10 protein-coding genes are annotated in these 14,089 nt (G+C 67.4%); 4 read left to right on the forward strand and 6 right to left on the reverse strand.

The genetic code is table 11. The features are described from left to right. On the reverse strand, positions 1 to 220 hold a 220-nt coding region (locus FUT87_RS11955), incomplete at its 3' end, for a hypothetical protein (protein WP_147241153.1). 71 nt (positions 221 to 291) lie between these two features. Between FUT87_RS11955 and FUT87_RS11960 the strand changes: the two genes are divergently transcribed. Both FUT87_RS11960 and FUT87_RS11965 read left to right on the forward strand, forming a co-directional pair. Continuing rightward, positions 292 to 789: an RNA polymerase sigma factor gene (locus tag FUT87_RS11960; RefSeq protein ID WP_217648405.1), complete on the forward strand. Its 498-nt coding sequence runs from the start codon at positions 292 to 294 to the stop codon at positions 787 to 789. 7 nt (positions 790 to 796) lie between these two features. Further along, complete coding sequence (locus FUT87_RS11965) at positions 797 to 1,777, forward strand: hypothetical protein (RefSeq protein WP_147241154.1); 981 nt, start codon at positions 797 to 799, stop codon at positions 1,775 to 1,777. A gap of 109 nt (positions 1,778 to 1,886) precedes the next feature. On the opposite strand, the gene FUT87_RS11970 is transcribed toward FUT87_RS11965, so the two are convergent. Then, positions 1,887 to 3,074 (reverse strand): DUF4382 domain-containing protein, encoded by a 1,188-nt coding sequence (locus FUT87_RS11970; RefSeq protein WP_147241155.1) that lies wholly within the window; start codon positions 3,072 to 3,074, stop codon positions 1,887 to 1,889. Positions 3,075 to 3,457: 383 nt separating this feature from the next. Here FUT87_RS11970 and FUT87_RS11975 point away from each other — a divergent pair, with 383 nt between their 5' ends. Next, positions 3,458 to 3,799 (forward strand): S-layer family protein, encoded by a 342-nt coding sequence (locus tag FUT87_RS11975; RefSeq protein ID WP_147241156.1) that lies wholly within the window; start codon positions 3,458 to 3,460, stop codon positions 3,797 to 3,799. Positions 3,800 to 3,982: 183 nt separating this feature from the next. Here FUT87_RS11975 and FUT87_RS11980 read toward each other — a convergent pair whose 3' ends face one another. From FUT87_RS11980 to FUT87_RS11995, 4 genes are read right to left on the reverse strand one after another with little or no spacing between them, the layout of a single operon-like run. Beyond that, positions 3,983 to 4,453 (reverse strand): hypothetical protein, encoded by a 471-nt coding sequence (locus FUT87_RS11980; protein ID WP_147241157.1) that lies wholly within the window; start codon positions 4,451 to 4,453, stop codon positions 3,983 to 3,985. A 9-nt stretch (positions 4,454 to 4,462) separates the two neighbouring features. Then, positions 4,463 to 8,959: a hemagglutinin repeat-containing protein gene (locus FUT87_RS11985; protein ID WP_147241158.1), complete on the reverse strand. Its 4,497-nt coding sequence runs from the start codon at positions 8,957 to 8,959 to the stop codon at positions 4,463 to 4,465. Further along, positions 8,938 to 9,666 carry a hypothetical protein gene (locus FUT87_RS11990; protein ID WP_147241159.1) on the reverse strand — a complete coding sequence of 243 codons (729 nt, stop codon included), beginning with the start codon at positions 9,664 to 9,666 and terminating at the stop codon, positions 8,938 to 8,940. The genes FUT87_RS11985 and FUT87_RS11990 overlap by 22 nt, the downstream gene beginning before the upstream one ends. Continuing rightward, positions 9,626 to 13,732, reverse strand: coding sequence for a hypothetical protein (locus FUT87_RS11995; protein WP_186830496.1), 4,107 nt, complete (start codon positions 13,730 to 13,732; stop codon positions 9,626 to 9,628). Before FUT87_RS11995 ends, FUT87_RS11990 begins: the two co-directional genes overlap by 41 nt. Before the next feature lie 128 nt (positions 13,733 to 13,860). Here FUT87_RS11995 and FUT87_RS28695 point away from each other — a divergent pair. Beyond that, positions 13,861 to 14,089: hypothetical protein (locus FUT87_RS28695; protein WP_186830497.1), on the forward strand; the 229-nt coding region annotated here is incomplete at its 3' end.

Raw genomic sequence — 14,089 nt, forward strand, 5'->3', positions numbered from 1 at the left:
GAAGCAGCTGATCGGCGAGCCGCTCGCGCCAGCGCAGCGGATCGACCGGCGCGAGCAGCTGGCTGGTCGAGGGCAACAGCGGCTCGGTGCGGCGCAGCAGCTCGCCGCCGGGGAAGCGCCCACCACCGGGCAGATTGGGCAGACGGACCTGCGCCGACGCGGGCAGCGCCGTGATCAAGGCCGCGGCCAGGCAGAGGATCGGAAGGAATTTCAAGCTCATCGACGGATAACGTCCGGCACACGGAAGAAAATCCGCGCCGCCGTCGTTCTATTCATCAGGCATCCCATCGCATGAGCATATTGGAGTTGCAATCCGCCCTGGCCGCGCTGCTGCCCCGGCTGCGGCGCTTCGCCCGCAGCCTGACGCATCACCGCGAGGATGCGGACGACCTCGTGCAGGTGGCGGTGGAGCGCGCGCTGCGGGCCTTGGACCAGTACGAGCCCGGCACGCGCCTGGACAGCTGGATGTTCAGGATCATGAAGAACGCCTGGATCGACGAGCAGCGCGCCCGCGGCCGGCGCGCCGAGGTGCTGGCCCCCGAGGAGGCGGGCGAGCACGTCGGCGTGTCCGAGACGGGTCGGCACATCGCGCGCTTGTCGGTGCAGGCGGCGATGGCGCGGCTCCCCGAGGAGCAGCGCCTGGTGGTGAGCCTGGTGCTGGTCGAGGGCCTGCCCTACAAGGAGGCCGCGGCGGTGCTGGAGGTTCCGATCGGCACCGTCACCAGCCGGCTGGCACGGGCGAAGGACACGCTGCAGCAACTGCTGGGCGACGGCGACATCGACGCATGAGCGGCATATGAGCGGCGAAGGACAGGACATGAACGGCGCAATGGATTCCGGCCGCGAGCGCGGCCAAGACAGCGGCGATGACGGCGATGAGGTCGGCGGCGCAGGCCCGGGTCGGGAGCGCGGCGAGCACCGCGAGGATGGGCGCGATGCCACGCGGACGATGGACGACGCGACGCGCGTCGCCGCCTATGTCGACGATGAGATGGGCGCGGCGGAACGCGCGCGCTTCGAAGCAAGGCTGGCGGAGGATGCGACGCTCGGCGCCGCGGTGGCGAGGGAACGGCGCCTGCGCGCGCGGCTGACGCAGGCCTTCGATCTCGTGCTGGCGGAGCCCGTACCGGAGCGGCTGAGCGCGCTCTTCGCGAATCGCGAGTCCGCCACCGAGCCCTCACCCGTCGCGGCGCCCGGTCCGTCCGCCAAGCCGGACAACAAGCCAGACACCAAGCCCATCGACCTCGACGAGGAACGTCGGCGTCGCCGCGGAGGTTGGCTGACCTGGGGCGGCATGGCGGCCAGCCTGGCGCTGGGCGTGTTGATCGGCACGACCTGGCTGGCGCCGCGCGGAGCGCTCGAGGTGGCGGCAGACGGCGGCTGGCTCGCCGAGGGCGCTCTCGCCCAGGCACTGGATGCGCAGCTGTCCGGCGCGGCGGCGCCCGGTTCCTCTACCCGCGTGGGCCTGAGCTTCGTGTCGCGGGACGGTCGATACTGCCGCGCCTTCACGGTGGGCGGGGCGGATGCCGGCGGTGCCACGGCGGGCCTGGCCTGCCGTGGCGACGACGCATGGCGCGTGCGGCAACTCGCGACGATCACGGCGGGGTCCGCGTCAGCGTCCCCGACCGCATCGACATCCGCAGCGTCGGATGCCTTCCGAATGGCGGCCTCTCCCTGGCCGCAAGCGCTGCTCGACGACATGGATCGCCTGCGCGAGGGCGATCCCTTGTCGAGCGCGGACGAGCGGGACGCCATGCGTCGCGACTGGCTGCGCTGAGCGCCTCAGCGGCGCTTTGGCCCCCCTTCGCGTGCAGCTCGCGCGCGCATGGCGGGCCTCCAAGCCGGTCACGCGACGCCCCAGCCGGGACGCCGCGATGACGGTCGACTCAAGGGAACGAGAAGTTGGTGGTCGTCGTCGCGCCGGCGGTCAGCGTCAGCGGTCCGGCCGTCTTCGTCGCCAGGCCGGAACTGGCCTCCAGCCCGTACTTCGCCGCGGCGCTCGCATCCGCGCCGAAGTTCAACGCACCCAGCGGCGCGACGTACGCCGCCACCATCGGCGCGCCGGTCGGCAGCGTCATGCTGTAGGCGCCGGTGGTCGCATCGACGCCGCGTGTCGCGACCTCGATCTTTTCGCCGCCGAGCAGCGTCTGGGTCGCTCGCACGCTCGCGTCGATCGGCGTGAGGCTGGTGGTGACGGTCCCGGCCGTGGTGCCGCTCATCGAAACGCCCAAGCCCAGCGGCGAGGTGGCGCCGTTGAGCAAGGTGACGGTGGAGGCGGCCACGGTCAAGCCGGTGACGACGTCGGTCGTGCGTCCGGGCGCGGTAATGACCAGCGTGTAGCTGCCCGGCGCGACCGGCTGCAGCAGGAACTTGCCGGTTGAATCCGGCGCGGTCGCCTTGATGACCACCCCGCCCTGCTGGACGGACACCGTCGTCGCGCCGTTGGCCGCCGCGCTGTCGACGTAACCGCTGACGCCCGAGACGAAGTTGGGCGTGACGGCGACGACCGGCTTGAGCAGGTACTTGCCGGAGTTGCCGGCGGTGACGACGGACTTGCAGGCGTCGAAGTCCAGCACGAAGTCGGCGAGCTGGTTGGCGGCGATGGTGATGTCGACGTTGAGCTTCACGCCGCTCTGGATGGCGCTGGGCGTGTCGAGCGCGACTTCGGCGCCGCCGGTCGGCACGATGGCGTTCAGCAAGGGATCGCTGCCGCCGTTGGCGGCGAGCACGAGGCGCATCTGCGTGTAGTGGCCGGCCTGCAGAGGGATCTGCCCGAGGGACGCGAGCACGCCGTTGGTCAGCGTGAGCAGATCCACGCGCTTGGGGGTGCTGAAGTTCAACTCCGCCCAGCCGGCGTCGGTGTCGGCGGCGGTCGCGCTCTGGTGAACGCGGATCTTCTGGATCGCGACGTTGACGTGGTCGAAGCCGCAAGTAGGGGCGTCGGTCAAGGAGAGGCCGAGGGTGCCCATGGCCGCAGCGGGTGGGTCATCGCCGCCGGAGCCGCCGCCGCAGGCGGCAAGCAGGGTGAGACAGGCGGCGGTCAAGCCGGCGGTGAGAAAGCGGGGGAACTTCATGGCGGCTCCTTGCCTTTCGGCTTCCGCCTGGACGCGGATTAAAGCCGATGGGTACGGGGAGCGTACGCCTTGCGCCTCAGCAAGGGTGATGCGAGGTGGTGGGAAGTATCACTAGATGCAACGGGGGGCTTGTTCGAATGCGTTAGGACGCACCCATAAATATCCGCACAGACCAGCCCCGTGCCGCTGCCAACGCCTGCGCTGTTGAACCGGCTGGGGCCGGAATCAATTAAGGGATTCCTCGGTAATGGAATGCCGGCAATTACCATCAATTTTTTTGTTTCACCGCAGGTCGACTCGCCCCGAAATCGGCTACGTCAACCGAACTGGGGAGCGCGAATATAAGCAATATCACCCATGTCGGCGGCCGCGTGGTGGGCGTGATGCCCAACCTCACGCTGCCCTCCAACAGCCTGTTCAAGACGCACAGCGAGCCGGGCAGCAAGTACCTGGTCGAGACGGACCCGCGCTTTGCCAACTACCGCGAGTGGCTCTCCAGCGACTTCCTGCTGCAGCAGATGGCGCTGGACCCCAATGTGACGCAGAAGCGCCTGGGCGACGGCTTCTACGAGCAGCGCCTGGTGCGCGAGCAGATCGGCCAGCTCACCGGCACGGGCTACATGTCGGGCTACGCGGACGACGAGTCGATGTACCGCGCGCTGCTGACCAACGGCGCGACTTGTTGCTCAACGGTTCCCAGCATTGGCACCTTCGTATGCATATGAATCAATCTAATATTACCTTCCCGAAGTAGCTTCTCCAATACCATAAAGAAGAAGCTTCGCTGCTCATCGTAGACATCACTTTCCTCCAGCGCATAGTCCCAGAGCGCGTCCAATTCCATGTCTTCGATGCCGTCTCGAATAGATTCGAACCGCTCACTTCTCATATAATTTCGCCGAGTTTTTTCACTCTGCGAATATCAGCTTCTGCATATAGGGACGAGAGCCACGCTCACGAGGGTATCCGCTCTCGTCTGCGAGTTCCCGAAGATAGTTATTCGCCGCGCTGTAGCCGAACGAGATTTGTGTGCCACATGCATTGAAGAAATTCATCAGCAACTCTGCCACCAATGTGCGATTGGATGGCAAGCAAATGAATCCAATAGATATTAAATCCAATTGATCTTGCTCGTCTCTAAACAAGTCAATCACCAAAGTCTGCCCAGACCCATCCGATGACTTAAATATAAAAACATCCCCTTCACCGACGCTAGTTTCGTCGATATAACGATCACATAGGCCAACCAAATCAGCCTCGATCGCCACGTGAGAAAGGAACGTTGAGAACTTCGTGTTTGGCACAAAGCGCTCATCCAATTCGGTGACAATATCCCAAATCGACACCATCAGAAAAAAATGGGAAGCTTTAACAGGCATTTTGATTCCTTATTTCTTTGGTTTGTTTTCGGGATTTGACGATGGACTGGGGGAAATCAGCACACCGACCGAACCGGCTGCGCCTACCGCAGGTCGTACAAGCGACGACCCAGCGGAAGATCCGCCGGAGAGTTGCGATGGTTTGAACACAACATCACTATTGTCATAAATCTTGACCGTAATGTTCGGATACTTCTCCATAAACTTGTCCGCAGCATTCAAACAACTACGGCAAGCGCCTCGTTCGGTCATGATGGTGATTGTTCCCTTTGCAGAGTAATTATCGCCAAGCATCGTCGCAACATTGTCGAGAATTTTGTATTCAGAATCAGTATTTCGCGCAATGTCAATACCGGATTTTGAAGGAATGCTCAGATACGGTAAATTTTCGGGACCGCGGCCAATCGCAACTCCGGCCGCCTCGTCGACTTGGCTGCTAGCTGCCATCTTTTGCGGAATACCGGGAATATCGATATTTGCGGCAGCGACATTGCCAGAACGGCGAAGCGCGCTGGTGGGTAGGCTCGCTCGCGCGTCTTTGATCGCTTGGAGAAGCCCGACTTTCTCCATAACCTCGGACAGTCCTGCTTTAACGATGCCAGTCGACGCATTCAGAACTAGATCGGCGAGTGCAGACCCATCCTTTCCTAGCTTTGTCGCCGCTCCGCGCACAACCTCTTCTTTCGTAATCGACAGGGCAAGCTGCAGGATTTGACGGTCAATCAGTTCAACGCTGGCCTTGTCATCTTGGTAAAGCGCCCTCGCCTGTTGGAGGCTCTGAACCGCGCTGTCGAATGCTGAAAACTTCGCCCCACAATCGCGACCGCATGGTCCAGCAAGTTCCAGAGCAGCAGTAACTCGCGCGGAAGCCATTTCCCCCGGCTTTGCAGCTCCAAACCTCGCTTGCTGCTCTGGAGTGAAGGAGCCATCTGCATTGCCAAACAGCTGGTAGTTTGCTCGCTCGGGCGCAGTGGCAACGAAGTCCTTTTTGTCCGCGCGCTCGGCAATGAACTGTTTTGCATATGGATCACTTGTCCCACCTTTTTGGGCCATATTGTCGACTATCGCGTATCCCGCAGACAGAAGCCGTTGGTAAGCGTCTTCGGCGGATATACCCTCTCCGGTCTTGTCTTTCAAGTACTTCTGATATGCGTTAACTTGGCCCTTGATCCAGTCCCGTTCGGACTGATGCAGTTGGCGGTTGTTCATGTCCTGATTTAGAGCGGCAGCGCCACCAGAAAGACCAACGACGACGCCGCCGGCGCCGGACACCAGCCCGGCGGCCAGCTTTGAGAGCCCCTCGGCAAGCGTCGGCTCGCCGTCTTTTCGCTCCTTATCCATTCCGGCGGCCACCAACTGGTCGGTCAATGCCTTCTGGAATGCATCAAGCGACGGAGCGGCAATCGCGCTCCCCGCAGCACCAAGAGCTCCAGAAAGGTCGCCGGTTAGCCCACCGATGGCGGCATGTAAGGCCACTCGCGAGCTTCCGCCTTCTTTCCATGCGTCATACGTGGACTGCTGATCTTTGATTGTGGTTTCGACCTCCGCAAGCCTCGTCTTCAGCTTTTGCCTTTCTGGGTCGGGCAGGCCCTCTTTGTTCAACGCCTCGTTAAGTGCCTGCTCTTCGAGTTTCGCAAGCTCGTACTTCTTCGTTTGCTGCTTCGAGTAATCGCCTACCTCCTTCGACGCCTGCGCCCCAAACTCCGCCACGATCTGCGCATTCACCTTCACCTGCTGCGAGAGCTTCTGCCCATCCCAGCCCTGCGACAGCTTGCCCGCCGTCGCATCGTTCGTCGCGCCGCGGTCCAGCTTCTCCAGCGTCGCCTGACTCGCCGCATCGCCGCTAGTGATCGTCGTGCTGCCCGCGCTGATCGTGCTGCGCGTCGTGCTGCGCTCGTCGCCGCTGTCCTTGAACGCACCGGCCATGCCACCGCTCGTGCCCGCGCTCACCGTCACGGCGCTGGCGCTGAACTGGCTGCGGTTGTCGATGTCGCTGCTGGTCAGCGTGCCGGTGCTGAAGCTGTTCTTGCCCGCGTCGATCGCCGCCTGGCTGCTCGTGATCGCACCGCCCTTGAGGTCGGTGTTGCCCTTCACGCTCACCTGGAAGCCGCCGTCGCCGGCGCGGATGCCCGCCTGCTCGCCCACCGCCGCATAGTCCGCGTTGACCTTGGACTGGCTGAAGTTGGCGCTGCCGCCCGCCCCGTACCCGACGGTGACGCTGCCGCCCATGCTCTGGCTCTTGGAGTCGAACTTGGCCGTGTCCTGCAGGCTCTCGATCTTGAGGTTGCCGCCGATGTCGGCCACCACCTTCGGCGCCGTCACCACCGCGCCGCCCAGCGTCGCATCCCCACCCGACTGCAGCGTCACCGAGCTGCCGCCCGTGACCTGCGTGGCCGAGTAGTTCGTGTCCTTGCCGTCCGCGTTGCCCTTGGACACGCTGGCGCTGGCGGTGAAGCCCAGCCGGTTCTCCTTGCCCAGCGAGATGCCGATGCCGATGGACGCGCTGCTGCTCGAGTCCTTGCTGTGCTGCTCGCTGGTGTTCTGCGCGGCCAGCAAGTCGATCTTGTTGTCCGCCTTGATGAACACGTCCTGACCCGCGAGCGTGCTGCCTCGCACCGTGACGTTGGAGTCCTGCCCGCCGCCGGTGGCGATGAGGCTCAGCTTGCCGTCCGCTAGCACCGAGCTCCCCGCGGCCTGGTTCGCCTCGTTGTGCTGCGAGCTCTTGCTCTGCTGGCTGCCCACCGACAGGCTGATGCGGATGCTCTGCTCCTGCTGCGCCTTGGCCAGGTCGTTGAACTTCTGGATCTCCTCGACCGCCTGCTTGGCCTTGGAGATCGCCGTGGCCGCGGCCAGCGCCTTCATCCGGTCGTCCTGCGTCTGCGTGACGTGCTCTCCGGCCTTGATGGCGCCCATCGCCGCATCCACGCCCGGCGCGCTCAAGGACAGCGACAGCCCGCTCTGCCTGAACTTGGTCTCCGTGTCCTGCGCCGACTGGTTGCGGGCCTCCACGATGTCGATGGACTTGCCCTTGATCGTCACGTCGCCCTGCGGCGCCTGCACCTCCGAGCCCACCTGCCGGTACTTGCCGCCGGCGTAGATGTCCACGTCCCCGGCGACGCTGGCCACCACCGAGCCCTGGTGCGTCTCCTGGCTCGTCTTCGTCGCCTGCGACAGCTCCTGCTTGCCGATCGTCACCCCGATCCCACCGCCGCTGAACAGCCCCGACTTCACCGTCTTCTTGAACTGCTCCGTGTCCACCGAGTTGGTGACCCCGTCGATGGTGATGTCGCGGTCGGCGATGAGCTTGGTGGCGTTGTCCGACACCGCCTGCGCCGCGGCCAGCGTGATGTCGCGCCCGGCCACGATGTTGACCGTGTCGCCCGACAGCGTCGTGCCGATCGCGGTCGTCGTGTCCGTCTTGTTGTAGGTCGTGACGGTCTTCTTCTTGAACAGACTCTTCTTGGTCTTCTGCGTCATCTCCTCGACGACCTTGTTGGCCTCGCCGGCCAGCAGCTCGACGTCGCGTCCCGCGCTCAGCGTCACCGCGCCTTGCGCGCTGGCGATCTGCGCGGCCGTGGCGCTCAGGTCCTGGCCGGCCTTGAGCAGCACCGCGCCCTCGGCCTTGATCTCCGTGCCCACGTCCTGGCGCTGGCTTTCCTTCTTGAAGTTGGTGGCGTTCCAGACCTGGTCGCGCGAGCTCGAGGTCTGCACCGTGCTCAGCGTCAGGTCGCGCCCGGCGGCGACCATCACGCCGCCTTCGGCGCCCGCGCCCTCCGCGCCGCCCTGCGTGATCTGCACCGCCTGCAGCTGCGCGTCGCGCCCGGCCTGCACCACCATCACGCCGCCCGCGGTGAGCGAGGCCACCTGATCCAGCACCGTCGCCTTGGTCGTGACGTTGCCCTTCACCGTGCCGCCGCTGGCCGTCGTGCTCTGCATGACGACGTCACGCCCCGCCACCAGGCTCATGTCACCCGTGGCCGCCAGTTGCCCGCCGATGTTGCGCAGGTCCTCGCGCGCCGTCAGCGCCAGCGTCGTGGCGCGCATGTCTCCGGTGTTGGCGATGTTCTGCGCCTGGATGGCCACCGCCCCGCCGCGCACGCTGCCGCCGTTGTTGAAGTCGCCCGTCAGCGCCATCTCCACTCGGCCGCCGGCGATCAGCGAGCCGCTGGGCAGCAGGTCGCCCTCGCGCGGCACCAGGTACACCTGCGGCACCAGCACGCGCTGCGTCGTGCCGTCCGCCAGCGTCACTGTCTGCTCCACCAGCCACACCAGGTCGCTGGTGAGCTGCGTCATCTGCTCGGCGCTCAGCGCCACGCCCGGCACCAGCTGGTGCTCCTTGGCGAAGGTCGCGCCGTTGGTCAGCAGCGCGCGGTACATCGACTCGTCGTCCGCGTAGCCCGACAGGTAGCCCGTGCCGGTGAGCTGGCCGATCTGCTCGCGCACCAGCCGCTGCTCGTAGAAGCCGTCGCCCAGGCGCTTCTGCGTCACGGTGGGGTCCAGCGCCATCTGCTGCAGCAGGAAGTCGCTGGAGAGCCACTCGCGGTAGTTGGCAAAGCGCGGGTCGTCTCGACCAGGTACTTGCTGCCGGGCTCGCTGTGCGTCTTGAACAGGCTGTTGGAGGGCAGCGTGAGGTTGGGCAGTACGCCGAACAGGCGGCCGCCGACGCTCAGGCCCGAAACCCTCAGCGCCGCGTTCTGCGCCGCGCCCGGCCGGCTCGTCGAGCCGGCTTGCGTCGTCACCTTGCCGATCTGCGTCGTGGCCTTCTGGTCGGTCTGCGCGGACGCGTCGACCTGCGCGGCCGATGCGGCACGGGCCCGCTGAAGCACGCCGGCGAGACCGGTTCGCGCCGTGCCCTGCACCTGTTGCGCCGTGCTGTTGCCTTGCGCGGCGTCGATCGCCTGCCCATCGCGGAATTGCGTGGTCACGCGCGCGCCTTGCAGGTCCTGTGCGGAGCCCGTCTGCACCCCGTCGCCATCGCGCTCGTGACGGAGCGTCGCCTCCACCTGCGCGCCCGCGTCACCGGACTGCGCGGCGGCGATGGCGCGCTCAGTTGCGGTCGCGCCACTGCGCTGGATCGCCTGGACTACGCCGGCGCCCGCGGCGCCGTTGCCCGTCGCCACTGCGTTCGACGTGATCGCGCTGCCCGCCCGAATCTGCGCGTTGCCTTGCGCGTTAGCCTGCGCGGCAGCGCCCTGATGCACCTGGCGGATCAAGCGGTTGACGAAGCTGCCGGTACCGGCGCCACTGCTCGCGCTGGCGGAAGCACCGCCCTGCGCCTGCTGCGCCGAGGCACCGCCCCCCCGTGCTCACCGCTCCAGCGCCCTGGCGACCGCCGGGCGCCTGCGACACCTGCCCCACCACCGGCGCACCGCCTGCCAGCGAGAGATTCACCGTATGCGCCACGCCCTGCGTGTCGACGGCCGTCACCGTGTGCGGCACGTTCGTGACCTGCCCGCCGGTGATCGCCACGCCGGTCATGCCGACCACCTGGCTCATGTCGTTGTTGATCGTGCCGGCACCGATGCTCAAGGTGCCGCCCACGATGATCTTGGCCGCGAGCGACTGCGTCAGCGGCGCGCCCGCGTCATTGCCGCCGAATGCCTCCCACGAGACGATCCGGTGGGTGCGATGCGTACGCGCGTAGTCGCTCAGCACCTCCTGCGCCGTGCGCCCATTCATTGGAACGGCAAGGTCTTCGATCGGCCCGTTGTTGATCGAGTAGACGATGCTGACAAATCCTTCCGAGCCCGGCGTGTAGTTGCCCCACATCAGGTACGGGTTGACGTTGTCGATGCGGTTGGCCGTCAGCATCAGGTTGCTGCGCGCCTCGATCGTGGCGCCGCTGTTCAGCAGCGTGTCGCCGGAGATCGTCATGTCCCCGCCGGCGCGGATGAAGGCTGCCGAGGCCAGCGTTCCCTGCCCGGTGCCCTGCCCCGTGCCAACGCCCTGCAGCACCGTCCGGTTCACGATCCCACCCGTCATCTGCAGCGCCAGCGCGCGGCTGGCCTCGATGGTCGAGTTCTCGTTGAGCAGACTCGCGCCCGCGAGCCGCAGGTCACCGTCCGCGAAGATCAGCGCCCCGTCCGTGTTGGAGATCTCGCGCGTGAGCTGCGCGTCGATCGAGCGCCGTCCAGCGATCACCGCCGCCACGCCGCCCTCCGCGCCGTTGACCAGCGCGCCACCGTCGATGACCACGTCCCCGCCGTAGATCCGCCCCGTGCCCAGGTTGACCAGCCGGTCCGAGGTCAGCAGGACGCCGTCGCCATCGATCAGGCCGCGGTTGGTGATCTGCCCCGCCGCGGTGAGCAGCGTGTTCACGCCGCTGAGCTCGCCGCTGGCCGCGTTGTCGATGTTCTGGGCCGAGATCGACAGCGTCCCGCCGCTGCGCAGCGTGCCCTGGTTGGCGAAGTTGCCCGAGACGTCGAGCACCATGTCGCCCGCCGACTGGAACTGGCTGCTGACGCCGTAGACGAAATCGCCCACGAGCTTGACGCTCATGCCCGCGCCGCTGCTGATCTGCCCGCCGACACCACCGGCGAGCTCGCGCAGGTTCAGCCCCATCGCGCTGCCGGACCAGATGCGCCCGCCCGCGTTGTTCAGCGACAGCGCCGACACCGACGCCCCATCCCCGATCGTCTGCGTGCCCGACGCGCCCAGCGCCCCGCCCGCGTTGTTGAGCGACTGCGCGATCGTCAGCCCCAGGCTCCCACTGGCCAGCACCTGACCGCCGACGTTGTCCAGCTGCTGTGCGCGCACGTTGACCGCGCCGCCCTGGATGCCCTGACCGGCGCCGCTGGTGCTCGTGTTGTCGATGCGGCCCGCGGCCGTGAGGTTCAGCGTGCTGCCGCCGTAGATCAGCCCGCCCTGGTTGAGCACCTGCTGCGCCGACGCGTCCAGCGTCTGCGCGCCGATCAGCCGTCCACCCTGGTTGTCGAGCGTGCCGCCCACCGACACCGTCAGCGCCGAGGCCGACAGCTCCGCGCGGTTGACCAGCTGGCTCACGTTCACCTGCGCCGACGTGCCGGCGCTGATGCCCTGCTCGTTGGTCAGCGTACCGGCGTTCAGCGTCATCGCGCCCTGCGCGCGGATGCCTGTGGGCGTCGTCACCGAGCCGTCGCGCGTGTTGTTCAGCGCCGCGCCATGCGTCTGCACCGAGAGGCCACCACCCGATTGCAGCAGCCCGCCGCGGTTCTCCAGCGTGCCGCTGTCCACCGTCAGCGACTGCGTCGCAAGCAGCCGGCCGCCGCTGTTGTCCAGCGTCTGTCCGCGCGCATCGATCACGACCGCTGCGCCCGAGACCTCGCCCCGCGCGTTGATCAGCGAGGCCGAGCCCAGATCCGCCGTCTGCCCGGCCTGAATGGCGCCGGCCGTGTTGTCGATCGCGCCCTGCGCGCGCAGCGTCACGCCGCCTTGCAGGCTCGAGATCCGGCCCTGCTGGTTGCCCAGCGTTGCCGCGCTCAGTGACACGCCCTGCTGCGCGAGCAGCGTGCCGCTCGCGTTCTGCAGCGCGCCGCCCGTGGTCACGCTCAGCGTGCCATCGCTGCCGGCCCAGCCGCCGCGGTTGTCGACATTGCCCGCGTTCAGCGTCATCGCCGCGCCGCTGCGCAGGCGGCCGCCCTGGTTGTCCAGCGTGCCGCCGATCGTGGCCTGCAGCGTCGCGTCGCTCTGCATCAGGCCGTTGCCGCCGTTGAGCAGGCTCGCGCCGCGCACGTCGAGGGCGCCCGCGCTGGCGACCGTGCCGCCGCGGTTGTCGATGCCGCCCGTGAGGTTGAGCAGCGCCCCGCCATTGCTGACGAGGTTGCCGCCGCGGTGGTCCAGGCTGCTGCCCGACACCGTCACGCCCGTGCCCTGCGTCTGCGCACTGACCAGCGTCACCGCGCCGGTCGCGGCGATCGTCACCGCGCCGCTCGCGAGGATCTGGCCCGAGCTGCCATCCAGCGAGCCCGTCGTGACCGTCAGCGGACCGCTGCCCGCCGCCATCAGCGTGCCGCGCACGTTGTCCACCGACTGCGCCTGCAGACGCAGGCCGGTGCCGGCCGACTGGATGCGGCCATCGGTGTTGAGCAGCTGGTTGCCGATCGTCGCGGTCAGCGCGCCGGCCGCGCCGGTCTGCGTCAGCGAGCCGCCGACATTGCGCCAGTCCGTTGCCGTGATGCCGACGTTGGCACCGCTCAGCGTCGCCGCGTCCGTCGACAGCAGACCCGCGCTCGCGAGCATCAGGTCACCCGCGCCCGCGACGATCGCGCGGTCCAGGCGCAGCGCGCCCAGGCCCGAGGCGCCGGTCGAGCTCATCGACATCGACGCCGCCTGCAGACGGCTGTCCTGCAGCTGCAGATCGCCGCCGCGCAGCGTCATCGCGCCCGCGGCCAGCATCGATCCGGCCGATTGCAGCGTGCCCGTCGTGCGGACCGTCAGGTCGCCTTGTGCGCCCAGGGAGTTGTCCGGACGCAAACCCGCGGCCAGCGTGCCGGCGCCAGCCAGCGCGGGCGCGTCCACGGTCAGCGCGCCCTGCGCGCCGATCAGGCCGTTGTTGGTGAGCGTCTGACCCGCGTTCACCGTCGCGTTGCCTTGCGCGTAGATATTGCCGCTGTTGCTCAGCGCTCCGGTCGTCGTCAGCCGCGTGTCCGCGCCCGATTGCAGCGAGCCCGCGTTCGTCACCTGGCTCGCGCCGATGGTCAGCGCGGTCTGCGCGTTGATCAGGCTCTGCGCGCCGTTGGTCAGCGTCCCCAGCGTCAGGTCAACAGCACGAGCGCCGAGTTGGCCGCCAGTGTTGTCCAGCGACGCCGCCTGCGCGCGCAGATCGCCGCCCGCGCCCATCGCGCCGCCGGTGTTGTCGATCGCCCCAGCGACGCGCAGCTGCGCATCGCCGCCGCTCAGCAGCTGGCCGCCTTGATGACGCAGGCTGTCCGCCTGCAGCGTCACCGTGCCGCCCTGCGTCTTCGCCTGGCTCAGATCGACCGCGCCCGTCGCCGTCAGCGTCACCGCGTGCGCGCCGAGGATCTCGCCGCTCGCGCCGCTCAGCGTGCCGGTCGTGACGCTCAGCCCCTCCGCGCCCGCATGCACCAGGCGGCCGCGCGTGTTGTCGATCGAGCCCGCATTCACCGTCAGCGTGCGGCCCGCCGCGGCGATCTCGCCGCGCGTGTTGTCCAGCGCGCCCTGCAGCGTCGCGCTCAGCGCGCCGGCCTGGCCGGTCTGCGTGACCACGCCATCGACGTTGGACCAGCGCTGCGCCGTCACCGACAGCGTGTCGCCCGAGATCGACGCCGCGCCCGTGTCCATCGCGCCCGCCGCCGACATCGTCAGCGCCCCCCGACGACGCCAGCGTCGCACGGTTCAGGCGCAGGTCGCCGGTGCTGGCTGTGAGGTCCGCGCGCTGCGCTTGCAGCTTAGCGTCCTGCAGCTGCAGCGTGCTGCCCGACAGCGTCATCGCGCCCGCGGCGACGGTCTGGCCGCTCTGCTGCAATGCGCCGCTCGTGCGCAGCGTCAGGTCGCCCTGCGTGCCGAGCGTGTTGTCCGGCTTCAAGCCCGCGACGAAACCACCGCTGCTCGCGATGCTCGCCGCCTGCACCGACAGCGCGCCCTGCGCCGCCAGCATGCCGCTGTTCGTCAACGCGCCATCGGCGGTGATCGTCAGCG

Source organism: Mitsuaria sp. TWR114 (genome assembly GCF_007997345.1).